Here is a 26,052-nt window from a genome sequence, read left to right as displayed (position 1 = left end):
ATGGTAACGCGGCACAACCATTTCCGTTCCCATGTAAAATTGCACTGGCAATGAACTGCCGATCCGCGCTTGCGCCGCCTGTGGCAAGGGCTATGCTGACGGGCCGAAAGGGACAAGTTATGCTGGCATTTTTCACCCTGTCCGCAGATGCGCGCGGAACCGCCGACCGGCTTCTGACCGTGCTGGCGGAACGGCTGGCGCAGGATCATGCGGTGACGGGCGCGGTTCAGGTCAATGCGGATCGTGGTGCGGATTGCGCCTGCGACATGGACCTGACCATCCTTGGCGCCGACCTGCCACCGATCCGCATTTCGCAATCGCTCGGGTCAGGCTCGACCGGCTGCCGCCTGCTGCCCGAAGGGCTGGAACAAGCCGCCGCCGAGGTCGAGGCCCGGCTGGCAGGTGCGGATCTGGTGATCCTGTCCAAGTTCGCCAAGCAGGAATCCTTTGGCCGCGGTTTTTGCAGCACCATTGCAGCGGCGATACAGGCCGGTGTGCCGGTTGTGCTGCATGTGCCTGCCGAATACCGTACTGCCTTCACCGATTTCGCCGGGGATATGGCCCATGAAACCGCCCCCGAGGCGCTGGAAGGCTGGTGCCGCCGCGTGATCGCCGCCCATGACACACATGACACCTGACCGCGAAATTGACGCCATCGGGCTGCTGTGTCCGCTGCCGGTCCTGCGGGCGCGCAAGGCGCTGTTGGCGATGGCACCGGGGCAGGTGCTGGCGGTGCTGGCCTCGGACCCGGCAGCGGTGATCGACATGCCGCATTTCTGCAATGAATCCGGGCATCTGCTGCTGGACAGCGCCGAAACCGCCCCCGGCATCCGCCGTTATCTGATCCAGCGCGGCTGAGGCTTGCCAAGCCCGCCGCGCCTTGGCAGTCTGCTGGCGCAAACGGGGGGACGGATCAGCCATGCTTGAGGTCTTTTTCAAGACCCTGCCCTTTTTCGGGCTGGTCGGCCTTGGCTGGCTGGCCGGGTGGCGCGGGTTCTTCCCGCCTGCCGCAACCGCCTGGCTGACCCGGTTCGTGTTTTATTTCGCCCTGTCCGCGATGCTGTTCCGCTTTGCCTCGGGACTGGACCTTGCGGTGCTGTTCGACCCGCGCTTTGTCGCGGCATGGATCATCGGCAGCCTTGCCGTCTGGGCCTTGGCACTGGTCGTCGCCCGCGCCCGTCACCTGCCCCTGCGCGATGCGGCAATGGAGGCGCATTGCACCATGACCGGCAATACCGGCTTTCTGGGGGTGCCGATGCTGGTGGTGCTGCTTGGGCCAGCCGCCGCTGGGCCGATCCTGATGGTGCTGGCGCTGGATATGATCGTGTTTTCCACGCTGATCACCGTCATCATGGCAGCGGCGGCGCATGGGCGGCTGTCGCCTTCGATGCTGCGCCCCCTGTTGCGGGGGATCGTCGCCAATCCCATGATCGTGTCGATGGCGGCCGGGCTGGTGTGGGGTGCGGTTCGCCTGCCCATGCCCACCCCAATGGCCGAGTTCCTGACCCTCTTGGGCAATGCCGCCACCCCCGGCGCACTGTTCGCCATTGGCGCATCGCTGGCCGGGCGCAGCATGGGGCGGCTGGCCCCCGCCGCCTGGCTGGCCGTTGCCAAGCTGATCCTGCATCCGCTGGCCGTGGGGCTGCTGGCCTTTGGATTGTTTCACGTGGAACCTTTCGCGGCGGGCGTCATGGTGGCCGCTGCGGCCCTGCCTGTGGCCGGAAACGTCTATATGCTGGCTGAACATTTCGGCACTGGCGTGCAGCGGGTCTCATCCGCCATTCTGATCTCGACGGCGGTCAGCGTGCTAACCGTTCCCCTTGTCATCCACTGGCTAACAGGCTGAACCATGAGTGATTTCAAACATCTGCAAAATCTGCGCGTTGATCTGGGCGGCGATGGCATCGCCACCGTCACGCTGAACCGCCCGACCAAGCGCAACGCGCTGGACGCGGCCAGTATCGAAGAACTGATCGAGGTCTTTGCGACCCTGCCCCGGATCAAGGCCCGTGCCGCGATCCTGCGCGCCGAAGGTCCGCATTTCTGCGCCGGTCTGGATCTGGTCGAGCATCACGACGCCGACCGCAGCCCCGCCGACTTCTGGCAACTTTGCCTGCGCTGGCATGAGGCGTTCAACAAGATGGAATATGGTGGTGTGCCGATCATCGCAGCGCTGAAAGGCGCTGTTGTCGGCGGCGGGCTTGAGCTGGCCAGCGCCGCGCATATCCGGGTGATTGACCCCGACACCTATTTTGGCCTGCCCGAAGGTCAGCGCGGGCTGTTCACCGGCGGCGGTGCGACGATCCGCGTCGGCAAGCTGATCGGTCAGGCACGGCTGGTCGATATGATGCTGACCGGGCGGTTGTATAAGGGGGCCGATGCGGTCGAGGTCGGGCTGGCCCAATATCTGGTGGACGACCCCGAGGCCAAAGCCCTGGAGCTGGCCCGCACCTGCGCCCAAAACCTGCCACTGACGAACTTTGCCATCTGCTCGGCCATTTCGCATGTCCAGAACATGAGCGCATTGGATGCCGCCTATGCCGAAGCCTGCGTGGCCGGTGTGGTCAACACCCAACCCGAAGCCCGCGCCCGGCTGGATGCTTTTGCCAAAGGCACCGGACCAAAGATCAAGCCTGCCTAAACGCTGCGGATCAGCTTGCGTTCCAGCACCCGCAGGACGGTGCGCAAATCGTGGCCCCGCCGCAGGATGCGCCCGTCCATGCCAATCACCGCATATTGCCCCTGCGCCTGTCGCAGCTTGGGGCGCTTTTCGATGCGATACAGCGGGTTTTCGGCGGTGTGACGAAAGACGCTGAACACCGCGACATCGCGCAGAAAAGACATGCCATAGTCGCGCCATTCCCCGGCGGCAACCATCCGGCCATAAAGCGACAGGATCACCGCCAGTTCCTGACGGTCAAAGGCGATGCGGTCCATTGCAGCATAGGCGTTCATGCCCCCAGACTGCGCCCGATGCGGCCCGCTGTCCAGCCCGATCAGTAACAGGCAACCGCCACGACCCGGCCGGCCCGGTCCAGTTCCACATTCAGCCGGTCGGGGCTATAGTCCATCGTCACTGCCGAACCAAAAGGAATGACCCGGTGCGGCGCAGGCAGGGTCAGCCCGTTCAGCGCCTTGCCCGGCTGCCCCACCAGAACCTGCCATTGCGATGCACCGCAGGCATCAGATGCCGGCGGCTGACCGGGCGTGACCACATCAGGCTGCGCACAAGCCGCAAGTGACAGGGCGGCACATGTCAGGAAAACAATCCGCTTCATCATATTATCCCCATATCTGGCCACAGGATAGCAGCACCACCCTGCGCAACCAAAGGAATAATACCTAAAACTTTATGCAACCCGCAGGCCGTGGCGTCAGAAAGACGCAGCCTTGTTGCCCTCGGTGCCATAGGCCGACAGGAACATCCGCACCGCCCCGTCACAAACCCGCCGCGACTGCTTTTCGTCCACACTGTCGGGACCAAGCAGGCAAGCGCGGTCGTGAATCGAGACCGAACACAGCTCGACGAACTGATCTGCGGCCAGCGCCACATCGTCCATCTTCAGCTCACCTTTTTCGACGCATTTGCGAAAATATTCGGTGAGCTGACTGCGTAGCAGCATCGCGCCATTCTCGTAATATTCGCGGGCGAGGGTCGGAAACCGCTCGGCCTCACCAATGGCCAACCGAAAGATCCGCACCCCGAACTCACTCACCAGATGCGCCGCGATCATCTGCGCAATGAACGGCAGAACCTGCGTCACCGGCAGGTCAACATCGACCAGCGCCCGCGCATTGGTGGTTTCCCGGCTGATCTCGGACCGGAAGATTTCCATGAACATCAATCGCTTGTCGGGAAAATAACTATACAGCGTCGCCTTGCTGACACCTGCTTCGCGGGCAATATCATCAACGCTTGCGCCCTCAAATCCGTCACGCAGAAAAACCTTGCGCGCACCTTCGACGACCTGATCGAACTTTCGTCCTTTCGTGATCTGAATATCTTTGGACATGGTCGTTCTCAGCTTGTTAATTTGACCTTGGCGGTCACAAATCAGACATATGGGACATAATAGAGGCCCCTTAACAGACAAATCCAGACGAATCTATCAGGGATTGTTACATCAGTTCAAGATAATCCCGATAGGAGAGTTACATCACCGCGAATCATTTCCGAACCGTTACCATCCTGACACAATGCGCAACTGTAAGAGGCTGATATGACACATCAACACACGTCTTTCCGTGATTCAGTGGACCAGATGTTCACCCGCGCGGCAAAGCTGATGGACCTTGATCCGGGGCTGGAGGAGAAGATCCGCGTCTGCAACTCGACCTATAAAGTCAGCTTTGGCGTGCGGCTGCGCGGGGCCATTCACACTTTTGTCGGCTATCGCAGCGTCCATTCCGAACATCACGAGCCGGTCAAGGGCGGCATCCGCTACGCCCTGAACGTCAATCAGGATGAGGTCGAGGCGCTGGCCGCACTGATGACCTATAAATGCGCCATTGTGGAATTGCCCTTTGGCGGCTCCAAAGGCGGTTTGTGCATCGACCCCCGCGCCTGGGACGAGGACGAGCTGGAGCGCATCACCCGCCGCTTTACCTATGAATTGTCACGCCGCAATCTGATCTCGCCCTCGCAGAACGTCCCGGCGCCGGATATGGGGACAGGCGAGCGGGAAATGGCATGGATGGCCGATGCCTATAAGCGCCTGCACCCCGATGACATCGACGCCCGCGCCTGCGTCACCGGCAAGCCGATCAACTTTGGCGGCATCGCCGGCCGGGTCGAGGCCACCGGGCGCGGCGTGCAATATGCGCTGCGCGAAGCCTTTCGCCACCCGGCGCTGATTGCCAAGGCAGGGCTGTCCGGCGGGCTGGAGGGCCAGCGGGTGATCGTGCAGGGGCTTGGCAATGTGGGCTATCACGCCGCCAAATTCCTGTCCGCCGAGGACGGCGCCCGGATCACCTGCGTGGTTGAACGCGACGGCGCGGTGCTGAACGCCTCAGGGCTGGACATCGACGCGCTGCGCAACCACATCCGCACCACCGGCGGCGTGCGCGATTTCCCCGGCGCGGATTACCTGCCCCACAGTCAGGCGGCGCTGGAAACCGATTGCGACATCCTGATCCCTGCCGCCATCGAGGGCGTCATCCATGCCGGCAATGCCGACGCCATCAAGGCCCGCCTGATCGTCGAGGCCGCCAACGGTCCCGTCACCGCCGAAGCCGACGAAAAGCTGCGCAATCGCGGCGTGGTCATCATTCCTGATATGTATGCCAATGCCGGCGGGGTCACGGTCAGCTATTTCGAATGGGTCAAAAACCTGTCCCATATCAATTTCGGCCGGATGGAGCGCCGTCAGGAAGAAGCCCGCCACCGCCTGCTGGTCGATGAGCTGGAGCGCCTGTCGGCGGATCGCGGCCTTGGCTGGACGCTTTCCGAGGATTTCAAACACAAATACATCAAGGGCGCGGATGAGCTGGAGCTGGTCCGGTCGGGCCTTGATGACACCATGCGCACGGCGTTTCAGACCATGTTGGCGACCATGGATAATGACGGGCGCATCCCCGACCTGCGCACGGCGGCCTTTGTCGTCGCCATTGACCGGATCGCGTCCAGCTATCGTTCACTTGGGCTTTAAGGGCGGTTGTAATCGCGGATCGCGGCATAGCAGCGGTCCAGATCATCGCCGGTCACGCAATAGGGCGGCAGCAGATAGATGCTGCTGCCCAAGGGCCGGATCAGCAAATCGCGATCAAGAAAATGCGCCCGCAGCCGTGGCCCGTCCTCGGCCATGTAACCCGTGCCCCCTGCCAGATCCAGCGCGGCAATCGTCCCGCATTGGCGCAGGTTGGCAAAACGCGGATCATCGGCAAATGTCGCCAGCCGTTCCGCCTGCATCGCGGTCAGCGCGTTGATCCGGGCCTGAACCGGCTCATCTTGCCAGATGCCGATATTGGCCAGCGCGGCGGCGCAGGCAATCGGGTTGGCGGTATAGCTGGACGAATGAAAGAACGTCCGGCTGCGGTCACTGGAATAATGCGCGTCGAAAATCGCACCCGTTGCCAGCGTCGCCGCCAAGGGGATCGCGCCCCCGGTCAGGCCCTTGGATGTGCAAAGAATATCCGGCGCAACCCCGGCCTGACCGCACGCCCAAAGCGTCCCGGTGCGCCCCCATCCGGTCATCACCTCATCCGCAATCAGCAAGACGCCATGCCGGTCGCATACCGCGCGCAGCCCGGTCAGAACCTCGGGGCCATAGATCAGCATACCGCCCGCACCAAGCACCAGAGGTTCCACAATCAGCGCCGCGATATTACCCCGCTGGCAAAGTGCCTCGAACGCCGCCAACGTGTCACCATTGCCGGGAAAAGGGATCTGATCCACGTCGAACATCAGCGGGCCATAGGCGGCATTGAACACCCGTCTTTCGCCCACGCTCATCGTGCCGATGGTGTCGCCATGATAGCTGTGTTCCATCACCACGATCCGCCCGCGCGGCTGGCCGGAATGGTGCCAGTAACCCAGCGCCATTTTCAGCGCGACTTCGACCGCCGTTGATCCGCTGTCGCTGAAGAAAACATGGTTAAGACCAGCCGGCGCAAGGCTGACCAGAGCCTCGGCCAGCGCCTCGGCAGGCTCATGCGTCAGACCGGCAAAAATCACCTGATCCAGCCGCTCGGCCGTGTCGCGGATCGCCGCCATAATCGCCGGGTGGCGGTGGCCATGCGTCACCACCCACCAACTGCTGACCGCATCCAGAATCCGACGGTCGCCCGCGAACAGGAATTGCGCCTCGGTCCGGGTGATGCGCGGCGGCGCGGGGTCGGTAGCGTGCTGGGTGAACGGGTGCCAGACAGGGCCAGAAGGGATCGCCATTCAGCAAAAATCCTTGGGATCAAAGGCGGCGCGCATCGCGGTTGCCAGCGTATCAGGCGTCAGCGGGTCCAGATGCGGCAAGCGGCCAAGCACCCGCACCCCGGTCAGATCAGCGATGGTGCGGATATTGTCAGGATTATCCGGCCCGATAAAGACCAGCCCATGCAGCAGCACCCCCCGCGCCCGCAGCGATTCCGCCGCCGTAACCGTATGGCTGATGGTGCCAAGCCCGGTGCTGGCACACAAGATCACCGGGATCTGCCATTCCGCAAACAGATCCGCGAACAGCAGCCTCCGGGTCAGCGGCACCAGCACCCCGCCGGCCCCCTCGATCACCAAAGGGTCAGCATCTGGCGGGATCAGCCGGGCCGGGTCGATGGTCACGCCGTCCAGCTCTGCCGCGCGATGCGGCGACAGCGGTTCGGTCAAGAGATATGCTTCCGGCAGGATTGGCACCCCGGTCAGCGCCGCCACCCGTTCGGAATCGCGCCCGTCCGCCAGCCCGGATTGCACGGGCTTCCAATAGGTTGCGCCAAGCATCCCGGTCAGACCCGCCGCGAAAACCGTCTTGCCGATCCCGGTTCCGGTGCCTGTGATCACAAAATGCGCCATGAAGCCCCCGGCCCGGCCGCCAGCAAACCGAACCCTTCAGGCCAAGGGCTCAATGCTCCCCCGCCACCATCGGTTGCAGACCCAGCTTGGCGAACAGCTTGCTATCCACATCCTCATCCGGGTTGTCGGCGGTCAGCAGCGTGTCACCCACAAAGATCGAGTTCGCCCCGGCAAAGAAGCACAACGCCTGCATCTCATCCGACATTTCGGTGCGGCCTGCAGACAGGCGCACATGGCTGCGCGGCATCATAATGCGGGCCGTTGCGATTGTGCGCACGAAATCAATCGGATCAACCGGGGCAGCATCGGCCAGCGGCGTCCCCTCAATCGGGATCAGCATGTTGATCGGCACGGAATCGGGCGGTTCGGGCAAGTTGGCCAGCGTCACCAGCATATCCACGCGATCCTGCTGCCCCTCGCCCAAGCCAAGAATCCCGCCCGAGCAAACCTTGATGCCGCTGTCGCGCACATTGGCCAGCGTATCCAGCCGCTCGGCAAAGGTCCGGGTTGTGATCACATTCGAATAATGCGCTTCCGAAGTGTCGATATTGTGGTTGTAATAATCCAGCCCCGCCCCCTTCAGCCGCAGCGCCTGATCCTTGTCCAGCATCCCCAGCGTCATGCAGGTTTCCATACCCAGCGCCTTGACCCCCTCGACCATGGCGACGATCTGTTCCATGTCGCGTTCCTTGGGACTGCGCCAGGCCGCACCCATGCAATAGCGCGTGGCCCCGGCGTCACGAGCCTTTTGAGCCTCGGCAATCACGCGCTGAACTTCGATCAGCTTGGACGCCGACAGACCCGATTTGTGATGCGCCGACTGGCTGCAATAGCCGCAATCCTCGGGGCAGCCGCCAGTCTTGATCGACAACAGCCGACTCATCTGCACGCGGTTGGGATCGAAATGCTGGCGGTGGACGGTCTGCGCCTGAAACAACAGATCCATGAAGGGCAGGTCAAAAACGGCGCGGGCCTCCTCGGGCGTCCAGACCTTGCGGGCCGCCGTTTCGTTCAATTCCGCCTGTTGCAGCATGTCGTCCCCCCTGATGGTCGCCAAGGGGTAACAGGTCGTTCCAGCCCTGTCCAACCCGTTAGCCCTATCACCCTTTGCGCTGCCCCCGCTCGGCCTCGGCCATCTGCCGCAGCACTTCGGCCCGGCCAAAGGCGCGGGCAGACTGGCTGCGCATCGCCTCGAACCGAGGGGTCAGCCGGGCGATCTCGGCCTGCGTCTGGATCTGCGCCAGCGTCAGCCGCTGAGTCGCGCCCATCACCTCGCGCAGATCAGCAAGAGAATGAACCGCGCGGCCCGACACCCGGTCAAGCTGACCCTGAATCTGCCCGCCCTGCTGTGCAAGCACCTGCATATTCTGGCGAAATGCTGCAAACTTGCGCAGTTCCATATCGCTGAGCAGCTTGGCGGCCTTGGCCAGTTGCGCCAGTTTTTCAGCTTTGTTTACCATCCTTTCCGCGCCTTTTCCCGCATCGCTTCGGCAAAGCGGATTGCCGCAGCAACCGCCGCGAAATGTTCGGGATGGATTTCGTGACCAATATCCACCGTCGCATAAAGCGCCCGCGCACAAGGCGGATCAGACCAGATCGGCACCTGATGCTCCCCTGCCTTTTCGCGTATCCGCGCGGCCACCTGATCGACACCCTTTGCCACGCAAACCGGCGCCCGCCCGCTGCCACGTTTCCATTCCAGCGCCACCGCATAATGCGTCGGGTTCACCACGATCACATCCGCCTTGGCCACATCCGCCAGCATTGAACTGGTCGCGATTTCCACCGCCTTCTGCCGCCGCTGCTGTTTCAGATGTGGGTCGCCTTCGGAGTCCTTATGCTCATCCTGCATTTCCTTGCGCGACATGCGCAGCTTTTTCAGATGCTCACGCCGCTTCCAGAACAGGTCGATCACCGCAAAAGCCACCGAAATGGTGATCGCCAGCGCCAGAACACGCATCAGGATCAGCCCTGTCGCGGACAGCCATTGCCGCTCACCCATAAAGCCGGTTTCCGACAAAAGGATCAGCAGCGAGCGAAACAAAAACCAGCCGCCAACCCCGACCGCGATTGCCTTGCCCGCCGATATGGCAAATGTCACCAGCCCTGACGGCCCGAACTTTTTCTTGGCATTGCTGAACGGATTCAGCTTCTTCATATCCGGCTTCAGCTTTTTGGTCGAAACCGCAAAGCCGCGCTGCGCGGTGATCCCCGCCAGAATAATCAGCGCCGGAATCGCCACCAGTGCCAGCACGGCAACGCCTGCGAAACCTGCCAGCGCGCGCGCAAGATCAAAGGCTCCGATCTCTGGCCAGCCTTCGTCCCCCATGGCACGACCCGCCATCGGCAGCCATGCACGCAAGAAGAACGGCATGACCACCATCAGCGCAATTGCCAGGCCGATATAGGCCAACGCCGCATTAACCTCGGTCGAGCGGGGAATGTCGCCATCCTCACGCGCCTTGCGCAGACGCTGTTCGGTTGGTTCGAATTGCTTATCTTCGTCCTCAGCCATCAGGGCAGCCCGTAATCGAAGATGCGGTCGGACCAGACGCCAAGGATCGCAGGACCAAGCACGGCCAGCGCAATCAACGCCAGCAGGATCGAGGCCGGCGCACCGATCAACGCAATCGGCAGGGATGGCATAACCCGCGACACCACCCCCGCCAGTGACTGATACAGCAAACCGCCAAGAATGAAGGGCGAGGCCAGCAGCATCGCCAGCGTAAAGCTGCGCACCACCAGTGCCGCGCCAGATTCGCCCATCGTTTGCGCCGAAACAACCCTGTCCAGCGGCCAGAGTTCAAAGCTCTGCACCATCAGATCGGCCGCGAAAATTGGAAATCCCATCGCCATCAGCATCGCCAGCCCGGCAAGGTGAAAGAAGTTGCCGATGGGATGCGGCGCAGCCTCGCTTGGGCCCCCAAGGATTTGCGACAGGGATGCCGTCGCCGCAATGGCCGAGGTCGCGATACTCAGCGACATGGCCAGCAACCGTACCAGTAACCCGTTGGCAATCCCGACCAGCAGGTTCATGCCCGCCAGCGCCAGCAACCCGGTTTCAGCCACCGGGGCCGCAACCGACCCGGCCAGCAGCGGGGTCAGCACCAACGCCACCGAGACCCGTAACCGCACCGACAAAAGCCGCTCGCCATAGCCCGGAAGCGTCATCAGAAACCCCAAGATGCGCAGGTGAACCCCGATCAGTGCCGGGTCCACAAGGGCCACCAGCCGGGCAAGGTCATCCCAGATCATGCGGCCTCGACCTGACCGACCAGTTCCAGCGAGGCGGCGGGGTCGATCTCCTCCAGCCCCAGAACCGGGATGCCCATATTCTGCGAGGACAAGATTGACCGCACCATCCGGCGGCGATGATCCGGCACCGCCAGAACGACCTCTCGGCCCGTGGCCCGCTGATCACCCATCGCCTGTTTCAGCGCATCGGCAAGCTGCGGCCCCAGCGCCGGTGCAGGCATATCAGAACCAACCGGATCAGATTCCGCCTGCACCATCCGCGTTTCCCATTTCGGATGCAGGTTAATAATATGCAGCTTGCCATCCGGGTCGGCAAATTGCTGGGTAATCTGGCCGCGCAGCCGTTTGCGCACCAGTTCCGTCAACAGGTCCATCTGCTCAATTTGGCGAAACTCGGCCATGGTATCGACGATCTGCGGCAGATTGCGGATCGAGATTTGTTCATCCAGCAGGTTTTTCAGCACCAACAACAGCTTTTCGGGCGCAACCTTATCGGGGATCATCGCCTCGAAATAGCGTTTGTGGCGTTCAGCGCGTTTCGGGTCGGAAACCGTTTTCAACTCCTCGACCAGACGCATCAGTGTGGCTTGATTCAGGAACTCCGACAGGTGGTTCTTGGCAATCTCCATCAGATGCGTGGACAAAACCTCGATAGCCGTCACCACCGTGGCACCACTCGCCATCGCAATTTCCTGTTCCTGAGTCGCAATCCAACAGGCCGGGCTGTTATAGACCGGCTCGCGCAGCTGCTGGCCGCCAAGACTGGCCAGAACCTCAGGCGAGGCGAGGGCCAAAACCTCATGCGGCTTCACAAAGCCCCGACCGCGCACCACACCGTTCACCCGAATGACATAGTGACCGCTGGCGAAGCCATTGCCATCCGTAATGCGAATATCTGGTAATATAATACCGAATCGACGCGCGATGAACATGCGCAGATTGCCGATCCGTGCCGCCAGTCCCCGCCCCTCATCCATAGCGGAAACGATCAGATCCGAGGCGATCTCGACCGCAAGTTCGTCAGTATCCAGAGCTTCGGCCAACTCATTTTTGGGCGCGGCAACAGGCGCTGTCTCGGGGTGATCGGGCTGCGCAGCCGGTTTCGGACGCTGTGCGACCCACCAGGCAAATCCTCCGAAACCAGCAGCCATGGTCACAAACACAAGCGTGGGCATCCCCGGCACCACCGCCATCAACAGCATCGCCCCGGCCACCACCGCCGGAGCCTGCCAGTTCGAGGTAAACTGCCGCGTCAGAAGATCCGAGGTGGCATCCGTCGTGCCGCCCCGCGACAACAGCAGCGCCGCCGCCATTGAGGTAATCAGCGATGGAATCTGACTGACCAGACCATCGCCGATGGTCAGTTGCGAATAGGTGGACATCGCATCACCAACCGGCATCCCATGTGCCAGAATCCCGACGCCAAGCCCGACCAGAAGGTTAATCATGGTGATGACCAGCCCGGCAATCGCATCGCCTTTGACAAACTTTGACGCACCATCAAGCGAGCCGAAAAAGCTGATTTCTTTCTGCTCACGGTCGCGACGCGCCTTGGCTTCGGCATGGTCAATCGCGCCCGAGTTCAGGTCACCGTCGATCGAAAGCTGCTTGCCCGGCAGCGAATCCAGCGCAAAACGCGCGGAAACCTCGGCCATGCGGCCCGAACCTTTGGTGATAACCATGAAATTAACCACAGTAATCACGCCAAACACCGTCAACCCAACCATCAGCGAACCGCCCGCGACGAAGGCCGCAAAGCCGTTAATCACCATCCCCGCCGCATCCGGGCCGGTATGGCCTTCAGTCAGGATCAGCCGGGTCGAGGACACGTTCAGCGACAGGCGGATCAGCAGCGTGACCAGCAAAAGCACCGGAAAAGCCTGAAAATCCGTTGGCTTCTCAACCAAAGAGGCCATGACCAGCACCAGCGTGGCGGTGGCAATGGAAATGGCAATACCGACATCCAGCATCCCCGCAGGAATAGGAATGACCATCGACAGGACGATCACCACCAGCCCCCCGGTCATCGCCAGCGAGCGCAGGATATTCGGGCCAAGATCAGTCTTGAACAATTGCACCGTCGGATTCTCCGGCTTGGGCGGGTTTCAGCAGGTCTTCGGCGATCCAGCCCGGTCCCGTCAGCAGGCCCGAGCGGCGCAGGAACACGATGGCTTCAAAGCGCTGTGCCGGTGGCATCCGCATCAGCTCGAACCTGTAATCCGGTGGCAGGGATTGCCCATCCAGCAGGCGCTGCGTGGCACGGTCACGATAATCCGCCAAATCATCGGCCGCAGCAGGCACAGCCAGCAAAACCGTCAGAATCAACACCAGCCTCATGCTGCTTTCTTGACCTCACGCAGAGCTTCCTCGACCTCGACGAAGCTGGGGCGGGCGTGGTCCGAGGCTGCCTGACGCCCAACCTCGATGCAGAGGTTGGTTGCGTGCTGGTGCAACCCGGCAACCAGAACGGCCTTGATGACCTCATAAAAGTTCATCTCCTCACGCCGGATCGCAGCCAGACGCTGTGCCAGCGGAGCCACGAAACCATAGGCCAGAAACACCCCCAGAAAAGTGCCGACCAACGCGCCGCCAATCATTTTTCCAAGAACTTCAGGCGGTTGATCAATAGCACTCATGGTTTTGATAACCCCAAGCACAGCCGCAACAATCCCAAGTGCAGGCAGCGCATCGGCGGTCGTCTGCAAGGCATGGGGGACATGCATCGCTTCGTCGCGCATAGTAGACAGGCGGCGAGTCAGCATGTCTTCCACCTGGTAGGGGTCGTCATAGTTCAGGCTGGCTGAGCGCAACGTATCCGTAATCAGCGTCACGGCATTTTCGTCAGCCAGAATATCAGGATAGGCCAAGAAAATCTCGGATTCCTGCGGGTTTTCGACATGCTCCTCCAGCTCGACCGGATTGGCACGCGCCAACCGCAGCAGTTGGAACAGCAGACACAACACCTGTTCATGGTGCTGATGGTGCCAGCGCGGCCCCTTGAAACAACTGACCAGAGATTTCGGCGTCTGTTTCAGCACCGACTTGTCATTCGACAGCAGAAACGCCCCGACAGCCGCCCCGCCAATCATCATCATCTCATAGGGCAGCGAATAAAGAATCACCTCCAGATGACCACCGGCCAACAGATAGCCGCCAAAGACCATCGCAAAGGTCACAACAATTCCGATCATTCCAAACATTTGATTTTCCTATCGTTTGGCCAGATGGCGGGCGCCCATATGGGTGGTCAGGATCGCCGCCTGGCGCGGTTCGACCGCAGCGACAATGCGCGCCCCAGTTTCAGGACGCACACGCATCAGGATTTCAGCCGCAAAATCCGCAGGCAGATTGGTCAGGACACGCGCGGCCTCATCCGGCTTCATCGCATCATAAACCGAGACCAGACGATCAATGTCGGCCCGAACGGCCTCGTGATCATTGCGTCGGTTCGGCGCGGCATCCTTTGCAGCCTGCAAACGCACCAGAACCGCCGTCAGCTCGGCCCGTTGCGCCTCGATTTCGGCCTCTCGCCGGGCCAGCGTATCGCCGTAACGCTGCATCTGAACCAGACGGTCCTTATAGGTATCCATCAGTGCAATCGCCTCAGGGACATCCTCACAGCCGCGCAGAAAATCCGGGGCCTCGGCAAAGGCGGCAGAGGGGCGCCATTGCGATATGGGCAGCACCTCGGCCAGCGCACCAACGGCGAAAATCAGGCCAAAACCGGCCAGTATCCCTTTACGCATCGGCTTTCTCCTCGCGGCGACGGCGAAGGGGGCGCGGCAGCGGGGCTGACAGCGCGGTCAGCCGCTCCAGGCGTTCGGTCGCAGCTTTCGCCTTGCGCAGTTGCAATTCCAGCGCCTCGGCCTCGCCACGCGCGGCGGTGCGCGCAGCACGAATCGAGCCTTCCAGCCGATCCACCTCGATGGTCATAACCGCGATGGCCGCACCAAGCCCGCCTTCCAGATCATTCAGCTTGCGCACCCGCCGCGACAGCAGCGCACAATAACCCGCCAAAGCCGCCATCGCAGGCACCAACAGCATTTGCACATAATCCGCGATCATCATTGCAAGCGAAACTCCGTCACCAGAACATCCTCCAGGTTTTCAGCGCCCAGAACGAAGCGGCCGCGCGTGAGCAATTCGGCACGAACGATTTCCAAAATGCCGCGACGCTGAAATGCGGCAGGGTCGATGTTTGACAGAAAAAGGTTAAAACTATCTGAAAGGCGGGGCATTTTTTTCTGAACCTCTGCCGCACGGCCTTTTGGCACCTGCAAGCTGGCTTTCAACAGCAGGTAGCGAATCGGATCGCCCGGCAGAGAAATGGCAATATCCGGCACAGCAACAAACTCGGGCTGCGGCTGTGCCTGCGTGGTCTGGATCTGATTTTTCAGTAGTGCGGATGGCGCCCAGATGCCTGCAAATACAGACCCGAATCCGGCGGCAAGCGCCAATATCGTGGCCCCCACCAGCATCAATTTTCCGCGCCGGGAACGCGGCTGGCCCTCATCAGAAATGGTGTCTTCGATCATGGTGATTCTCCGATCATGCAAATCGGAAATATCAGCATCGCACTAACGAATATTTAACGACCGCTGTGCAATGACGGTTCTGACGAGAAGCAAAGCGATTCGGAGGAACAGGTTTTGCAAAAATTGCAGGACTATTGGCGGGAACGAAACCAGCAGCAGAAACTGATCCTTATATCAGCGTTTGCGGCAACCTTTCTGGGGATTCTGGCCCTGACGGCGCTGGCGAACCGCACGGAATACGCCCTTTTGTATTCCGGGCTGGAATCGAAACAAGCCGGAGAAATCGTTTCCGCGGTCGAGCGGGCAGGTGTGCCATATCAGGTGCGGGGCGATTCGATTTATGTTGAATCGGCCAGCCGCGACCGGCTGCGGCTGGAGCTTGCCGGCCAGAATCTACCGTCCCAAAGCGGTGCGGGTTATGAGCTGCTGGACGGGATTTCGGGCTTTGGCACCACCTCGCAGATGTTTGACGCGGCCTATTGGCGCGCAAAAGAGGGCGAACTTGCCCGCACGATTCTGGCGCTGCCCAATGTGAAAACCGCGCGGGTGCATCTGGCGGCCTCGAACAGCCGTGGGTTCCGGCGCAACACGCCCTCGACAGCTTCGGTGACGATCCAGACGAATGGTCGGCCGGTAACATCCGAGCAGGCCAAGGCATTGAAGCATATGATTTCATCTGCCGCACCAGGCATGTTGCCGGACAGCGTGACGGTGATTGATGCCGATAATGGCGTGGTCTCGCCCAGCAATGAGACCGACGGCACCAGCCGCGCCCAAGAGCTGAAATCAAACGTCGAGCGGCTTTTGGAATCTCATGTCGGGCCGGGCAATGCGATTGTCGAGGTCAACCTTGATGTCATTACCGAAAGCGAGTTGATCCGCGAACATCGCTATGACCCCGACAGCCGGGCGCTGGTCTCGCAGGAAATCGAGGAAACCAGTGACCAAAGCAGCATGGCCAACAGCGGCCCGGTGACGGCGGCCTCGAACCTGCCCGAAGGCACCAATACACAAGGGGCGGACAACAGCTCGGCCAGCAACGCAAACCGGCAGCGGTCAAATTTTGAGGTCAGCCAGTTGACCCGAGAGATTTCCCGCCAGCCCGGCGCAACGCGGCGGCTGAGCGTTGCCGTTCTGGTGAATGGCACGGTGACGGACGGACAAATCACCCCGCGCCCGGAAGCGGAACTAACGGTAATGCGCGAACTGGTCGCCTCGACCGTGGGTTTTGATGAAGAACGCGGGGACCAGATCACGGTGAAATCGCTGCCCTTTGCCGATCTCAGCGGCTCGGGGACGCTGGCGAAACCCAGCGGGCTGATTTCATCATTGGACCTGAACACGCTGGCGAAGATCGCGCTGGTCGGCATCTTTACCCTTCTGATCGGTCTGCTGCTGATGCGTTCGGTCGCAAAGGCGCGCGGTGGCGACATGCAGCCCGCTGTTCTTGACCAAAGCACCCCGCCAGCACCTGCAATCGACAGCGAGCAGATGGATATTTTCACCCCCGGCGACGCGCCCGACATGCCGATGATGGCCATGGCAGCGGATGATTTCGGCATCGGTGTAACCGATCCTGATGATCCGGTCGCACGCATGAAACAACTGATGAGTGAGCGGCGCGAAGAAAGTCTGAAACTGCTGGCAAGCTGGCTTGGAGATAAGGAAACCGCGAAATGAGCATTACCCCCTTCCGGGCAGAAAGTTTCGCCCGCCGCGCGACCTTGCCGCCCGTTTTCGGGCAGGACGATCTGGATATGGCCTTTGAGCAGGGCCGTGAACATGGCCAGCGACAGGCCATGCACAGTATCGAAGCGCGGCTTTTGGAACAGATCACGGCCCACTCGGACCGGCTGGACCAGATCGAGGATCACATCCGGGATGAGCGCCTGAAGCTGATGCAAACTATCGCCCCGGCGCTTGGTGCCATCATAGATCAATGCATCGTCAGCGGCTCTGTCGCGCGGCTGTCTGAGGCGGTAGCGCAACAGTTCTCGATCACCGCCCGGCAGGTTGATCCGGGCAGATTGTCGATCCGCTGCAGTCAGGGGGTTGCCACCGCCCTGAAGGCCCGGATGGGAGTCGACCTGCCGCATATCGAGATCCACGACGGCGATGCGCTGTCGGCCGAGCTTAGCCTGCCCGGCGGCACGGTCGGCTTTGACGCCACCCATGTCATTGCTTCGCTGAAACAAATCATTCGCAAAATCACCGAGGACGCAGCATGAACGATATCGAATCTCTGATCCTGACCGATCACATCAAGGTCGAAGTCTCGATCCGCCTTGGTGCAACGGTGTTATCCGTTGGTGAAATCTCGGCATTGCGGGCGGATGATGTGCTGCCGCTGGCTCAGGGCATCGAAGATGGTGTCGAGCTTTGCATCGGTGAGCGCATCATTGCCCGCGGCGAGATCGTCCGCAGCGAAGCCGACGGCAAGCTGGCGATCCGTATTCTGGGTCAGGCGGCCAGCGCGTGACGTGGGCGGGTGCAGCAATCCTGCTGATGCTGCTGCCCGGTGCGGCATTGGCGCAAAATCTGGCGGGGCTGGATCAGATCACTTCGGGCATGGGTCAGAACGCGGTGCTGATGGTCGTCGCCATGACCGTTCTGTCGCTGGTTCCGGCGCTGGCGGTTACGGTGACGTGCTTTCCCTTTATCGTCACCGTCCTGTCAATCTTGCGGCAATCGCTTGGGCTTCAACAGTCACCGCCGAATATGCTGATCATCGCGCTGGCCCTGTTTCTGACTTGGTTCGTGATGGAGCCGGTCCTGACCGACGCCTGGATCATCGCCGGCGCACCGCTGCAACAGGGCAATATCGGTTTGATCGAAGCATTCCAGCGCGGCATCGTTCCGTTCCGCGCTTTCATGGAACTGCGCACCGACCCCGGTATTATCACCGGCCTTGCCGAAGTTGCCCGCCGCGACATCACACCCGAGGTTCCACTGTCAGTGCTGATGCCGTCGTTCATGCTGTCGGAAATCACCCGTGCCTTTGAAATCGGCTTTCTTGTCGCCCTGCCCTTTTTGATTATCGACCTTGTGGTGTCGGCGGTGCTGATGTCGATGGGGATGATGATGGTGCCGCCCGCCATCGTCTCGCTGCCGTTCAAACTGGCGTTTTTCGTCGCGGTGGATGGCTGGGCGCTGCTTTCCGAGGCCCTTGTGCGGTCCTATCAGGGATAGAACCACAGCATGATGCCTCCTGTATCAAACCGGTGTGTCCAGCCGGGACCGCCAATCCTCGATCTGACGATTGCGCAGCCGGGCCTCAGCCAGTTTGCGCCAGCTTTCAGGCAGACCGGACAAGGCCGCAAAATCCGACAGCGCAGCAAAATCCTGCGTGTCACGATAGAGCAGGCGCAAAACCCGCGCCAGCGACCAGTCTGGATACGGGCGGGAGAGCAGCCGGGCCGTGCCGGGACTGACCTGCCCTTCACGCAAAACCCGGAAATACCAGCCGGTGCGCCCGCTGGCCTGAACCCGCCGCGCCATATCAGGCAGAGCAAAGCGCAGGTTCAGTTTCCAGCACGGCTGGCGGGCCTGACTGACCTCAAGAATGGCGGCGCCAAGTTGCCACTGGTCCCCCATGCAAATGCTGGTTTCATCCGCTCCTTCGATCACCAGATTTTCCCCAAAACCGCCGGGCCGGAAATGCGCGGCAACCTGCGGCAGATCGGCGGCCCACAACGGATAATGCGCAGCACTATAGGCGTGAACCGCCTTGTCCGGCCCGCCGTGATGACATGGATCGCCCTGTTCATCGCCCGCAAACCCAAGCCGACCCAGCCACAGCACCCCAGCCTGCGGCTGTTTATCAATCGCTGACACCTGCCCCTGCGGCCCAAAAGGCACCGCTTTGCCAATGCGCAACTGCGTTACCGTGAAAACCGCCATCCCGAACATCCCTCTGACCTGTCCGTGCTGCCGTTATCTTAGGCAAACCCGCTGTGGTGAAAATGCTTCCGATTGTCTCAGCAGGCCCGGAACTGGCACCCGTCCTTTATGTCCGGGTGTATATACCCGGAACATGAGCGGCGGCATATATCCCACGCCCCCCTGAATATTCGTTGCATTGATTGAAATGAGCAAAGCGCAGGTTTATGCAAAACCAAACAGGAGGCGCTTATGGCAAAGGTTTTCATTGACGGCGAAGCTGGCACGACAGGTCTGCAAATCCGCGATCGCCTGATCGGGCGCGATGATATCACGCTGATCCAGATTGATCCGGCCCGCCGTAAGGAGGCCAGCGCCCGGCTTGAGGCTTTTGCCGAAGCCGATGTGGCCATCCTGTGCCTGCCAGATGCCGCCGCAAAAGAAGCCGTCGCGCTGGCCAAAGGACTGAACGTGCGTTTTATCGACGCTTCGACCGCGCATCGGGTTGATCCTGCGTGGGTTTTCGGATTTCCAGAGCTGACCCCAAACGCATCAGCGCAGATTGCCAAAGCTGTGCGGGTCAGCAATCCCGGCTGTTATTCCACTGGCAGCATTGCGATTCTGGCACCTTTGGTTGCCGCCGGACTGGTGGCAAGGGATGAGGCGATCTCGATTAACGCCGTCAGCGGTTATACCGGTGGCGGTAAGGAGCTGATCGCGGAATATGAAAGCGGCACGGCCCCGGCGCATTTTATCTATGGGCTGACACAGGGCCACAAACATTTGCCCGAAATCATGCGGTATTCGGGGCTGGAAAAACGGCCGGTTTTTGCCCCTGCTGTCGGCAATTTCGCACAAGGCATGGCAGTTCAGGTGCCGCTGCATCTGGACGGTCGCAAGATTTCTGATCTGCATGACGCGCTGGCGGCACATTATGCAGGGCGTCGCTTTATGCGCGTGGTGGCAACCGAAGGGGCGCGGATCATTCCGACGGCACATAACAACACAAATATGCTGACGATTTCAGTTCAGGGCGATGATGCAAAAGGTTGCGCCACGGTGGTCGCGGTTCTGGACAATCTGGGCAAAGGGGCTTCAGGCGCCGCGGTTCAGAACCTGAACCTGATGATCGGCGCGGATGAAGGGGCCGGGCTATGAGTGATGTTCTGGTAATCGGCGGTGGCATGGCCGGGATCAGCGCCGCTGCGCGCATCGCTGCCGATGCGCAGGTTACAGTGCTGGAGGCCGAATCGGCGATGGGGTATCATTCCACCGGACGCAGTGCTGCGCTGATGGTGCGCAACTATGGCGGGCCGGTGCTGCGGGAATTGAACTTTGCCTCGGTGTCTTTTCTGGAACAACCGGAGGGCGTCAGTGATTTCAGCCTTTTATCACCGCGCGGCGAATTGATTGTCGCCGCCCCGGATGAGCTGGATGCCTTTGAATCCTATCTGGCTGGCAGTCGCGGGATTGAGCGACTGAACGAAGCAGAGGCCCTGCGCTATGTGCCGATTCTGCGCCCGGAACGGATCGCGGCCGCAGCCATAGAACATGATGCCGAGGACATCGACGTTGACCATATGCTGCAAGGCTTTGCCCGGCTGTTGCGCCAGCGGGGCGGACAGATCGTAACCGGCGTTCGGGTCGAGGCAATCCGTTTTGATGGCAGGCTGTGGCATGTCACGGCAGGGGGCAAAACCTATCAGGCTCCGGTCGTGGTCAACGCGGCGGGCGGCTGGGCCGATAAGCTGGCAGAAATGGCGGCTGTGACCCCGGTCGGGTTGCAACCAATGCGCCGCACCGCCTGCCTGATCCCGGCGCCTGACGGGTATGACATTACGAAATGGCCAATGTTTGTCAGCGCCAGCGAACGCTTTTACGCCAAGCCTGATGCTGGCAAGCTGATGATTTCAGCCGCCGAGGAAGACCCCGTTGATCCGCATGATGTCTGGGCCGATGACATGGTGCTGGCCGAGGGGATCGACCGTTTCCAACAGGCCGTAACGATCGAGGTTACGCGGGTGGAACACACTTGGGCTGGGATGCGCAGCTTTGTTTCGGATCGCACCCCGGTTGTCGGTTTTGCGCCTGATGCTCAAGGCTTTTTCTGGCTGGCCGGACAGGGCGGTTATGGGATTCAGACGGCCCCGGCGCTGTCACAACTGGCTGCGGATCTGATTTCTGGACGCACCCCGACGCTGCCCGACAGCGTGGTTCAGGCGCTGTCACCAGATCGCGCGGCACTGCGGGCCGTGTAAATCAGGCCAGCCGTTCGGCGTGCCAGAAGATATGCTCAGCGATGAAGCTTTGCACAAAGAAATAGCTGTGATCGTAACCCGGCTGCATCCTGAACTGACCGGGCTGGCGGCGCTCGGCCATTGCATGGGAGAGTGATTCAGGCTTCAGCAGATCAAGAAACTGGTCGCCGCTGCCCTGATCGACCAGCACTTCGCCCGGATAGCCGCGCTGGCGCATCAACAGGGTGGCGTCATGCGCCGCCCAGGTGGATTCATCCGCACCCAGATAGGCCGTCAACTGCTTGCGGCCCCAGTCCGAGGCGGTTGGGTTGGCAATCGGCGCAAAGGCCGAGACGCTGCGGAACCGTTCAGGCAGGGTCATGGCAATGGTCAACGCACCGTGGCCACCCATAGAGTGACCCGTAATGCCCATGGCGTCGCGATCGATGGGAAAATTATCGCTGACCAGCTCGGGCAGCTCATGCGTCACATAATGCCACATCTGGAAATGCGGCTTCCACGGGTCTTGCGTCGCATTGACATAAAACCCCGCGCCCTGCCCCAGATCATAGGCGGGATCGTCTGCCACATCCTCGCCGCGCGGGCTGGTGTCGGGAAAGACAATGGCAATACCGGCCTCGGCGCACCATTGTTGGGAGGCGGCCTTGGTCATGGCATTTTCATGGGTGCAGGTCAGACCCGACAGATAGAACAGCACCGGCACCCGGCTGCGCTCTGCGGCGGGCGGCATGTAAACGGCAAAGGTCATATTGGTGCCGGTGGCCTGCGATTTATGGCGATAAACGCCCTGCGTGCCGCCGAAACTGCGGTTTTCGCTGATCGTATCAAGGGTCATTCCGCTCCTCCTGCAAACGCGCAAAACATTACATAGGCGTCGGTATAATCACCCGAGGGCAGGCAAAACGCACCCGGCAGCGTGCCGACGATCTGAAAACCGACGCTTTGCCACAAATGCACCGCATCGGCATTGGTCGAGACGACAAAATTGAACTGCATCGCCCGAAACCCCTGCCCACGCGCCCAATCCTTTGCGTGATTGACCAGCGCCCGCGCCACCCCCTTGCCACGCGCCGCCGGGGCGGTGGCAAAGCTGGCATTGGCAACATGCGCCGCCGGACCGGGCCGGTTGCGCCCGACATGGCTGGTGCCAAGGATCTGGCCATCCAATTCCGCAACAAAGGCAGTGAAAGGTGCGGCGAACCAGTCGTCCAGCGCGTCCTGACGAGTGATGTCAGGCGGGATGCAATAGGTTTCCCCCGCGCGGTAAACCGGGCGGAGGATCGTCCAGATCGCGTCGTGATCCGCAACCGTGGCGGGGCGGATCACAAGCGTATTCATTTCAGGTCATCCACACTGGTGATAACCCGACCAAGCAGGCCATAATCCAGCGCCTCTTGCGTGTTCAGCCAGAAGTCGCGCTGGGTGTCCTGCTCGATCCGCTCCGGCGTCTGCCCGGTAGCATCCGCAAAAATCTGGTTCAGACGGTCACGCATCAGGCGGACCTGCTCGGCCTGAATCATCATATCGGACGAGGTGCCGCCGATTCCGCCAGACGGCTGGTGGATCAGGAAGCGCGTGTTCGGCAGGCAAAAACGGTTTTCCTTTTTCGCTGCAACAAAGATCAGCGCCCCGGCGCTGGCAACCCAGCCGGAACCGATGGTCCGAACCGTGGGGCGGATGAACTTGATCACGTCATGGATCATATCGCCCGATTCCACATGACCGCCGGGCGAAGAAATCAGCATGTTGATCGGCTTGTCGCTGTCCTCGGCCAAGGCCAGCAGATGCGCAACGGTGCGCTGCGCCAGCTTGTCATTGATCGGCCCGGCGACAATCACCGTGCGCGATTTGAAATAGAGCTTGCCGATCTTGTCCCCCTCGGGAAGACCAAGCCCGCCATCCTTGCCACCCTCTTCGCGGCGGTCGTCCTCGTCTTCGTCGTCAAGCCAATGCGGCATGGGTTCGTCCTTTCGTGCGGGCATTTCGTTGCCCGCACGCTACTCTGTTCAAGCGGATCAGTAAATGACGACCGAGCGGATGGATTCGCCCGCGTGCATCAGGTCAAAACCCTTGTTGATCTCATCCAGCTTCAGGGTGTGGGTAATCATCGGGTCGATCTCGATCTTGCCCTCCATATACCAATCAACGATTTTCGGCACATCGGTGCGGCCCCGCGCACCGCCAAAGGCCGAACCCTTCCAGACGCGGCCCGTCACAAGCTGGAACGGGCGGGTGCTGATTTCGGCACCTGCCGGGGCCACGCCGATAATGATGGACTGACCCCAACCGCGATGGGTGCATTCCAGCGCCTGACGCATCACATTGACGTTGCCGGTGCAGTCGAAGGAATAATCCGCGCCGCCGATCTGATCGAAGGGGGTTTTTGTCAGGTTGATGATTTCCTGAACCGTATTTTCCACCTGCGAGGGGTTGATGAAATGGGTCATGCCAAAGCGTTCGGCCATGTCCTTTTTCGCCGGATTCAGGTCCACGCCGATAATCATGTCGGCCCCGGCCAGACGCAGGCCCTGAATGACGTTCAGCCCGATCCCGCCCAAGCCAAAGACCACCGCCTTGGCGCCAACCTCGACCTTGGCGGTATAGATCACCGCGCCAATGCCGGTGGTGACGCCGCAGCCGATATAACAGATCTTGTCGAAGGGCGCGTCCTCACGCACCTTGGCAACCGAGATTTCCGGCAGGACCGTGTAATTCGAGAAGGTCGAGCAACCCATGTAATGCCGGATCGGGGTGCCGTCCAACATGCTGAACCGGGTGGTGCCGTCGGGCATAAGCCCCTGCCCCTGCGTTGCGCGGATCGCGTGGCAAAGGTTGGTTTTCCCCGACAGACAGGATGCGCATTGACGACATTCAGGCGTGTAAAGCGGAATGACATGATCGCCGGGTTTGGCGCTGGTGACACCGGGGCCAACCTCGACCACCACACCGGCACCTTCATGGCCCAGAATCGAGGGGAAGATGCCTTCGGGGTCGGCACCGGACAGGGTAAACTCATCCGTGTGGCAGATACCAGTGGCCTTAATTTCAACCAGAACTTCGCCGGCCTTGGGGCCTTCGAGGTTCACTTCCATGATTTCAAGCGGTTTTCCGGCCTCTAGAGCAACGGCGGCGCGGGTTCTCATGTGCTTTCTCCTGATGCGCGTTTAGACCAGTTTCAAGCATAAGCGCAGATCAGGCAAGCCGCCTGTCAGGAAACCCGGCGCAGAAAGGCGCGGGTGCGTTCGTCCTGCGGATCGTCGAAGATCTGCTCGGGCGGGCCTTGTTCAACAATGCGGCCGCCCTCCATGAAGATGATCCGGTCCGCGATTTCGCGGGCGAACTGCATTTCATGCGTGACGATCAGCATGGTTTGGCGACCATCCGCAATGGCGCGGATCAGGTCCAGCACCTCGCCCACCCATTCCGGGTCAAGCGCGCTGGTGGGTTCATCGAACAGCAGCAGTTCCGACCCCATCGCCATCGCCCGGCCAATGCCGACGCGCTGTTGCTGGCCGCCCGAAAGCGCCGCGGGATAGCTGTCGCCACGGTCGGCAAGGCCGATCTGTTGCAGGATTTGTGTCGCCCGCGCATCGGCATCCGCCTGCGGCACGCCGCGCACCGTGACCAGACCTTCGGTGATGTTCTGCCGCGCGGTCTTGTTGGCAAACAGGGCATAGTTCTGAAACACAAAGCCGGTACGCCGACGCAGGGCCAGAATCTCGGCGCGGTTGGCGCGGGCGGCATCGACGGCCAGATCTCCAATGCGGATCATGCCGCTATCGGGGCGGTCCAGAAAGTTCAGGCAGCGCAGCAGCGTCGATTTCCCGGTGCCTGAAGGGCCGATGATCGCCACCCGTTCGCCCGGCTTCAGGCACAGGTCGATGTCATTCAGCACCACATTCGCGCCAAAGGATTTGCGCAGCTTTTCTGCACTGATCTCGCAGGTGGTTTTCATCGCGCAAAGGCCCTGTGCAGACGGGTTTCAAGGCGGCGCTGCACAAGGCTGAGCGCCTCGACCAAAATCCAGTAGATTATCGCCACGACAAGGAAGGATTCCAGATAGAGGAAGCTGCCTGCCGCTTCTTTCTGCGCGGCGCCCATCATCTCGGTAACACCAAGCGTAAAGGCCAGCGAGGTCGATTTTATCATGTCGATGAAATAGTTCAGCAGCGTTGGCGCGGCGATGCGGGCAGCTTGCGGCAGGATGATCCGGCGCAGCATCTGGCCGCGCGTCATACCGATGGATTCGGCGGCCTCCCACTGGCTGCGGTCAACGCCGGTGATGGCGGCCTGAATGGACACCGCCATATAGGCCGCGAAATGCAGGGTCAGGCCGATCACCGCCGCCGTGATCCCGTCGATCCGGGTCAGGGTCGGCAAGAGTTGCGGCAGGCCGTAGTAAAACAGGAACAGCTGCACCAGCAGCGGGGTGCCACGGAAAAAGCTGATGAAGACGCCGGTTATCTGGTCCAGCACCGGGATTTTCAGCACCCGGATAATGGCCAGCCCCGCCGCCAGCACCAGCGCCAAGGCCATGGCGACACCGGCCATGGCCATGGTTTTCGGCACATAGCCCAGAATGATCGGCACAAGTTCGATCATATAGCCAGTGTCGAGCGGCTGCATC

The 26,052-nt window shown here is 61.0% G+C and carries 33 protein-coding genes; 11 read left to right on the top strand and 22 right to left on the bottom strand.

The window, feature by feature from the left end:
• The first annotated feature begins 119 nt into the window (after positions 1 to 119).
• The 4 genes from Q4G24_RS09480 to Q4G24_RS09465 all read left to right on the top strand — a co-directional run bounded on the left by Q4G24_RS09480 (position 120) and on the right by Q4G24_RS09465 (position 2,641).
• Positions 120 to 638 carry a DUF2478 domain-containing protein gene (locus Q4G24_RS09480; protein WP_303366280.1) on the top strand — a complete coding sequence of 173 codons (519 nt, stop codon included), beginning with the start codon at positions 120 to 122 and terminating at the stop codon, positions 636 to 638.
• The gene (locus tag Q4G24_RS09475) at positions 628 to 858 is read left to right on the top strand and encodes a sulfurtransferase TusA family protein (RefSeq protein WP_303366279.1); all 231 of its coding nucleotides are present in this window, start codon (positions 628 to 630) and stop codon (positions 856 to 858) included. Before Q4G24_RS09480 ends, Q4G24_RS09475 begins: the two co-directional genes overlap by 11 nt.
• Before the next feature lie 61 nt (positions 859 to 919).
• Positions 920 to 1,846: an AEC family transporter gene (locus Q4G24_RS09470; protein ID WP_303366278.1), complete on the top strand. Its 927-nt coding sequence runs from the start codon at positions 920 to 922 to the stop codon at positions 1,844 to 1,846.
• A gap of 3 nt (positions 1,847 to 1,849) precedes the next feature.
• Positions 1,850 to 2,641, top strand: coding sequence for a crotonase/enoyl-CoA hydratase family protein (locus tag Q4G24_RS09465; RefSeq protein WP_303366277.1), 792 nt, complete (start codon positions 1,850 to 1,852; stop codon positions 2,639 to 2,641).
• On the opposite strand, the gene Q4G24_RS09460 is transcribed toward Q4G24_RS09465, so the two are convergent.
• The 3 genes from Q4G24_RS09460 to Q4G24_RS09450 form a co-directional block, all read right to left on the bottom strand.
• The gene (locus Q4G24_RS09460) at positions 2,638 to 2,955 is read right to left on the bottom strand and encodes a DUF2794 domain-containing protein (RefSeq protein ID WP_303366276.1); all 318 of its coding nucleotides are present in this window, start codon (positions 2,953 to 2,955) and stop codon (positions 2,638 to 2,640) included. The genes Q4G24_RS09465 and Q4G24_RS09460 overlap by 4 nt on opposite strands.
• A gap of 41 nt (positions 2,956 to 2,996) precedes the next feature.
• A complete protein-coding gene (locus tag Q4G24_RS09455) occupies positions 2,997 to 3,278 on the bottom strand; it encodes an I78 family peptidase inhibitor (RefSeq protein ID WP_303366275.1) in 282 nt (93 codons plus the stop codon).
• A 96-nt stretch (positions 3,279 to 3,374) separates the two neighbouring features.
• Positions 3,375 to 4,013, bottom strand: a complete 639-nt coding sequence (locus Q4G24_RS09450; protein WP_303366274.1) for a TetR/AcrR family transcriptional regulator — start codon at positions 4,011 to 4,013, stop codon at positions 3,375 to 3,377.
• A 207-nt stretch (positions 4,014 to 4,220) separates the two neighbouring features.
• Between Q4G24_RS09450 and Q4G24_RS09445 the strand changes: the two genes are divergently transcribed.
• The gene (locus Q4G24_RS09445) at positions 4,221 to 5,648 is read left to right on the top strand and encodes a Glu/Leu/Phe/Val dehydrogenase (protein WP_303366273.1); all 1,428 of its coding nucleotides are present in this window, start codon (positions 4,221 to 4,223) and stop codon (positions 5,646 to 5,648) included.
• Here the strand turns inward: Q4G24_RS09445 and Q4G24_RS09440 are convergent.
• From Q4G24_RS09440 to fliL, 12 genes are all read right to left on the bottom strand, one after another.
• Entirely contained in the window at positions 5,645 to 6,886 is a 1,242-nt protein-coding gene (locus tag Q4G24_RS09440; protein WP_303366272.1) for an adenosylmethionine--8-amino-7-oxononanoate transaminase, read from the bottom strand. The genes Q4G24_RS09445 and Q4G24_RS09440 overlap by 4 nt on opposite strands.
• Complete coding sequence (bioD, locus tag Q4G24_RS09435) at positions 6,887 to 7,498, bottom strand: dethiobiotin synthase (RefSeq protein ID WP_303366271.1); 612 nt, start codon at positions 7,496 to 7,498, stop codon at positions 6,887 to 6,889.
• A gap of 49 nt (positions 7,499 to 7,547) precedes the next feature.
• On the bottom strand, positions 7,548 to 8,531 hold the full coding sequence (gene bioB, locus Q4G24_RS09430) for a biotin synthase BioB (RefSeq protein WP_303366270.1): 984 nt from the start codon (positions 8,529 to 8,531) through the stop codon (positions 7,548 to 7,550).
• Positions 8,532 to 8,598: 67 nt separating this feature from the next.
• The gene (locus Q4G24_RS09425) at positions 8,599 to 8,958 is read right to left on the bottom strand and encodes a hypothetical protein (protein ID WP_303366269.1); all 360 of its coding nucleotides are present in this window, start codon (positions 8,956 to 8,958) and stop codon (positions 8,599 to 8,601) included.
• Positions 8,952 to 10,013: a flagellar biosynthesis protein FlhB gene (locus Q4G24_RS09420; protein WP_303366268.1), complete on the bottom strand. Its 1,062-nt coding sequence runs from the start codon at positions 10,011 to 10,013 to the stop codon at positions 8,952 to 8,954. The genes Q4G24_RS09425 and Q4G24_RS09420 overlap by 7 nt, the downstream gene beginning before the upstream one ends.
• Entirely contained in the window at positions 10,013 to 10,753 is a 741-nt protein-coding gene (locus tag Q4G24_RS09415) for a flagellar biosynthetic protein FliR (RefSeq protein WP_303366267.1), read from the bottom strand. Before Q4G24_RS09415 ends, Q4G24_RS09420 begins: the two co-directional genes overlap by 1 nt.
• Positions 10,750 to 12,831 (bottom strand): flagellar biosynthesis protein FlhA, encoded by a 2,082-nt coding sequence (locus tag Q4G24_RS09410; RefSeq protein WP_303366266.1) that lies wholly within the window; start codon positions 12,829 to 12,831, stop codon positions 10,750 to 10,752. Before Q4G24_RS09410 ends, Q4G24_RS09415 begins: the two co-directional genes overlap by 4 nt.
• Positions 12,812 to 13,090: a hypothetical protein gene (locus Q4G24_RS09405; protein WP_303366265.1), complete on the bottom strand. Its 279-nt coding sequence runs from the start codon at positions 13,088 to 13,090 to the stop codon at positions 12,812 to 12,814. The genes Q4G24_RS09410 and Q4G24_RS09405 overlap by 20 nt, the downstream gene beginning before the upstream one ends.
• On the bottom strand, positions 13,087 to 13,953 hold the full coding sequence (gene motA, locus Q4G24_RS09400) for a flagellar motor stator protein MotA (RefSeq protein WP_303366264.1): 867 nt from the start codon (positions 13,951 to 13,953) through the stop codon (positions 13,087 to 13,089). Before motA ends, Q4G24_RS09405 begins: the two co-directional genes overlap by 4 nt.
• A 9-nt stretch (positions 13,954 to 13,962) precedes the next feature.
• Complete coding sequence (locus Q4G24_RS09395; protein WP_303366263.1) at positions 13,963 to 14,499, bottom strand: MotE family protein; 537 nt, start codon at positions 14,497 to 14,499, stop codon at positions 13,963 to 13,965.
• Positions 14,492 to 14,821, bottom strand: a complete 330-nt coding sequence (locus tag Q4G24_RS09390; RefSeq protein ID WP_303366262.1) for a hypothetical protein — start codon at positions 14,819 to 14,821, stop codon at positions 14,492 to 14,494. Before Q4G24_RS09390 ends, Q4G24_RS09395 begins: the two co-directional genes overlap by 8 nt.
• Complete coding sequence (gene fliL, locus Q4G24_RS09385; protein ID WP_303366261.1) at positions 14,818 to 15,288, bottom strand: flagellar basal body-associated protein FliL; 471 nt, start codon at positions 15,286 to 15,288, stop codon at positions 14,818 to 14,820. The genes Q4G24_RS09390 and fliL overlap by 4 nt, the downstream gene beginning before the upstream one ends.
• A gap of 114 nt (positions 15,289 to 15,402) precedes the next feature.
• Between fliL and fliF the strand changes: the two genes are divergently transcribed.
• Genes fliF through fliP form a run of 4 tightly spaced genes read left to right on the top strand, consistent with a single transcriptional unit; the run spans position 15,403 to position 18,477 of the window.
• On the top strand, positions 15,403 to 16,968 hold the full coding sequence (fliF, locus tag Q4G24_RS09380; RefSeq protein WP_303366260.1) for a flagellar basal-body MS-ring/collar protein FliF: 1,566 nt from the start codon (positions 15,403 to 15,405) through the stop codon (positions 16,966 to 16,968).
• Entirely contained in the window at positions 16,965 to 17,516 is a 552-nt protein-coding gene (locus Q4G24_RS09375; RefSeq protein WP_303366259.1) for a hypothetical protein, read from the top strand. The genes fliF and Q4G24_RS09375 overlap by 4 nt, the downstream gene beginning before the upstream one ends.
• Positions 17,513 to 17,767 (top strand): FliM/FliN family flagellar motor C-terminal domain-containing protein, encoded by a 255-nt coding sequence (locus tag Q4G24_RS09370; RefSeq protein ID WP_303366258.1) that lies wholly within the window; start codon positions 17,513 to 17,515, stop codon positions 17,765 to 17,767. Before Q4G24_RS09375 ends, Q4G24_RS09370 begins: the two co-directional genes overlap by 4 nt.
• A 26-nt stretch (positions 17,768 to 17,793) precedes the next feature.
• A complete protein-coding gene (gene fliP / locus Q4G24_RS09365) occupies positions 17,794 to 18,477 on the top strand; it encodes a flagellar type III secretion system pore protein FliP (protein WP_303366324.1) in 684 nt (227 codons plus the stop codon).
• Between the two features lie 24 nt (positions 18,478 to 18,501).
• Here the strand turns inward: fliP and Q4G24_RS09360 are convergent, their stop codons facing one another.
• Complete coding sequence (locus Q4G24_RS09360) at positions 18,502 to 19,188, bottom strand: MOSC domain-containing protein (RefSeq protein ID WP_303366257.1); 687 nt, start codon at positions 19,186 to 19,188, stop codon at positions 18,502 to 18,504.
• Between the two features lie 231 nt (positions 19,189 to 19,419).
• Here Q4G24_RS09360 and argC point away from each other — a divergent pair, with 231 nt between their 5' ends.
• Complete coding sequence (argC, locus tag Q4G24_RS09355; protein WP_303366256.1) at positions 19,420 to 20,325, top strand: N-acetyl-gamma-glutamyl-phosphate reductase; 906 nt, start codon at positions 19,420 to 19,422, stop codon at positions 20,323 to 20,325.
• On the top strand, positions 20,322 to 21,425 hold the full coding sequence (locus Q4G24_RS09350) for an FAD-binding oxidoreductase (RefSeq protein ID WP_303366255.1): 1,104 nt from the start codon (positions 20,322 to 20,324) through the stop codon (positions 21,423 to 21,425). Before argC ends, Q4G24_RS09350 begins: the two co-directional genes overlap by 4 nt.
• Before the next feature lies 1 nt (position 21,426).
• On the opposite strand, the gene fghA is transcribed toward Q4G24_RS09350, so the two are convergent.
• From fghA to Q4G24_RS09320, 6 genes are all read right to left on the bottom strand, one after another.
• Complete coding sequence (gene fghA / locus Q4G24_RS09345; protein WP_303366254.1) at positions 21,427 to 22,260, bottom strand: S-formylglutathione hydrolase; 834 nt, start codon at positions 22,258 to 22,260, stop codon at positions 21,427 to 21,429.
• On the bottom strand, positions 22,257 to 22,763 hold the full coding sequence (locus tag Q4G24_RS09340; protein ID WP_303366253.1) for a GNAT family N-acetyltransferase: 507 nt from the start codon (positions 22,761 to 22,763) through the stop codon (positions 22,257 to 22,259). Before Q4G24_RS09340 ends, fghA begins: the two co-directional genes overlap by 4 nt.
• Positions 22,760 to 23,383, bottom strand: coding sequence for an ATP-dependent Clp protease proteolytic subunit (locus tag Q4G24_RS09335; protein ID WP_303366252.1), 624 nt, complete (start codon positions 23,381 to 23,383; stop codon positions 22,760 to 22,762). The genes Q4G24_RS09340 and Q4G24_RS09335 overlap by 4 nt, the downstream gene beginning before the upstream one ends.
• Before the next feature lie 57 nt (positions 23,384 to 23,440).
• Positions 23,441 to 24,568 carry an S-(hydroxymethyl)glutathione dehydrogenase/class III alcohol dehydrogenase gene (locus tag Q4G24_RS09330; RefSeq protein ID WP_303366251.1) on the bottom strand — a complete coding sequence of 376 codons (1,128 nt, stop codon included), beginning with the start codon at positions 24,566 to 24,568 and terminating at the stop codon, positions 23,441 to 23,443.
• A gap of 65 nt (positions 24,569 to 24,633) precedes the next feature.
• Entirely contained in the window at positions 24,634 to 25,380 is a 747-nt protein-coding gene (locus Q4G24_RS09325) for an amino acid ABC transporter ATP-binding protein (RefSeq protein ID WP_303366250.1), read from the bottom strand.
• Entirely contained in the window at positions 25,377 to 26,051 is a 675-nt protein-coding gene (locus tag Q4G24_RS09320) for an amino acid ABC transporter permease (RefSeq protein ID WP_303366249.1), read from the bottom strand. Before Q4G24_RS09320 ends, Q4G24_RS09325 begins: the two co-directional genes overlap by 4 nt.
• Position 26,052: the final 1 nt, after the last annotated feature.

This window comes from Paracoccus sp. (in: a-proteobacteria) (genome assembly GCF_030538695.1).
GTDB lineage: Bacteria > Pseudomonadota > Alphaproteobacteria > Rhodobacterales > Rhodobacteraceae > Paracoccus.
This window is presented reverse-complemented; position numbering and strand designations above follow the sequence as displayed.

Excerpts from the sequence above, each read along its gene's own strand:
- Q4G24_RS09480 (WP_303366280.1), top strand. The coding sequence starts at position 120 with ATGCTGGCATTTTTCACCCTGTCCGCAGATGCGCGCGGAACCGCCGAC.
- Q4G24_RS09475 (WP_303366279.1), top strand. The coding sequence starts at position 628 with ATGACACCTGACCGCGAAATTGACGCCATCGGGCTGCTGTGTCCGCTG.
- Q4G24_RS09470 (WP_303366278.1), top strand. The coding sequence starts at position 920 with ATGCTTGAGGTCTTTTTCAAGACCCTGCCCTTTTTCGGGCTGGTCGGC.
- Q4G24_RS09465 (WP_303366277.1), top strand. The coding sequence starts at position 1,850 with ATGAGTGATTTCAAACATCTGCAAAATCTGCGCGTTGATCTGGGCGGC.
- Q4G24_RS09460 (WP_303366276.1), bottom strand. The coding sequence starts at position 2,955 with ATGAACGCCTATGCTGCAATGGACCGCATCGCCTTTGACCGTCAGGAA.
- Q4G24_RS09455 (WP_303366275.1), bottom strand. The coding sequence starts at position 3,278 with ATGAAGCGGATTGTTTTCCTGACATGTGCCGCCCTGTCACTTGCGGCT.
- Q4G24_RS09450 (WP_303366274.1), bottom strand. The coding sequence starts at position 4,013 with ATGTCCAAAGATATTCAGATCACGAAAGGACGAAAGTTCGATCAGGTC.
- Q4G24_RS09445 (WP_303366273.1), top strand. The coding sequence starts at position 4,221 with ATGACACATCAACACACGTCTTTCCGTGATTCAGTGGACCAGATGTTC.
- Q4G24_RS09440 (WP_303366272.1), bottom strand. The coding sequence starts at position 6,886 with ATGGCGATCCCTTCTGGCCCTGTCTGGCACCCGTTCACCCAGCACGCT.
- bioD (WP_303366271.1), bottom strand. The coding sequence starts at position 7,498 with ATGGCGCATTTTGTGATCACAGGCACCGGAACCGGGATCGGCAAGACG.
- bioB (WP_303366270.1), bottom strand. The coding sequence starts at position 8,531 with ATGCTGCAACAGGCGGAATTGAACGAAACGGCGGCCCGCAAGGTCTGG.
- Q4G24_RS09425 (WP_303366269.1), bottom strand. The coding sequence starts at position 8,958 with ATGGTAAACAAAGCTGAAAAACTGGCGCAACTGGCCAAGGCCGCCAAG.
- Q4G24_RS09420 (WP_303366268.1), bottom strand. The coding sequence starts at position 10,013 with ATGGCTGAGGACGAAGATAAGCAATTCGAACCAACCGAACAGCGTCTG.
- Q4G24_RS09415 (WP_303366267.1), bottom strand. The coding sequence starts at position 10,753 with ATGATCTGGGATGACCTTGCCCGGCTGGTGGCCCTTGTGGACCCGGCA.
- Q4G24_RS09405 (WP_303366265.1), bottom strand. The coding sequence starts at position 13,090 with ATGAGGCTGGTGTTGATTCTGACGGTTTTGCTGGCTGTGCCTGCTGCG.
- motA (WP_303366264.1), bottom strand. The coding sequence starts at position 13,953 with ATGTTTGGAATGATCGGAATTGTTGTGACCTTTGCGATGGTCTTTGGC.
- Q4G24_RS09395 (WP_303366263.1), bottom strand. The coding sequence starts at position 14,499 with ATGCGTAAAGGGATACTGGCCGGTTTTGGCCTGATTTTCGCCGTTGGT.
- Q4G24_RS09390 (WP_303366262.1), bottom strand. The coding sequence starts at position 14,821 with ATGATGATCGCGGATTATGTGCAAATGCTGTTGGTGCCTGCGATGGCG.
- fliL (WP_303366261.1), bottom strand. The coding sequence starts at position 15,288 with ATGATCGAAGACACCATTTCTGATGAGGGCCAGCCGCGTTCCCGGCGC.
- Q4G24_RS09375 (WP_303366259.1), top strand. The coding sequence starts at position 16,965 with ATGAGCATTACCCCCTTCCGGGCAGAAAGTTTCGCCCGCCGCGCGACC.
- Q4G24_RS09370 (WP_303366258.1), top strand. The coding sequence starts at position 17,513 with ATGAACGATATCGAATCTCTGATCCTGACCGATCACATCAAGGTCGAA.
- fliP (WP_303366324.1), top strand. The coding sequence starts at position 17,794 with ATGCTGCTGCCCGGTGCGGCATTGGCGCAAAATCTGGCGGGGCTGGAT.
- Q4G24_RS09360 (WP_303366257.1), bottom strand. The coding sequence starts at position 19,188 with ATGGCGGTTTTCACGGTAACGCAGTTGCGCATTGGCAAAGCGGTGCCT.
- argC (WP_303366256.1), top strand. The coding sequence starts at position 19,420 with ATGGCAAAGGTTTTCATTGACGGCGAAGCTGGCACGACAGGTCTGCAA.
- Q4G24_RS09350 (WP_303366255.1), top strand. The coding sequence starts at position 20,322 with ATGAGTGATGTTCTGGTAATCGGCGGTGGCATGGCCGGGATCAGCGCC.
- fghA (WP_303366254.1), bottom strand. The coding sequence starts at position 22,260 with ATGACCCTTGATACGATCAGCGAAAACCGCAGTTTCGGCGGCACGCAG.
- Q4G24_RS09340 (WP_303366253.1), bottom strand. The coding sequence starts at position 22,763 with ATGAATACGCTTGTGATCCGCCCCGCCACGGTTGCGGATCACGACGCG.
- Q4G24_RS09335 (WP_303366252.1), bottom strand. The coding sequence starts at position 23,383 with ATGCCGCATTGGCTTGACGACGAAGACGAGGACGACCGCCGCGAAGAG.
- Q4G24_RS09330 (WP_303366251.1), bottom strand. The coding sequence starts at position 24,568 with ATGAGAACCCGCGCCGCCGTTGCTCTAGAGGCCGGAAAACCGCTTGAA.
- Q4G24_RS09325 (WP_303366250.1), bottom strand. The coding sequence starts at position 25,380 with ATGAAAACCACCTGCGAGATCAGTGCAGAAAAGCTGCGCAAATCCTTT.
- Q4G24_RS09320 (WP_303366249.1), bottom strand. The coding sequence starts at position 26,051 with ATGCAGCCGCTCGACACTGGCTATATGATCGAACTTGTGCCGATCATT.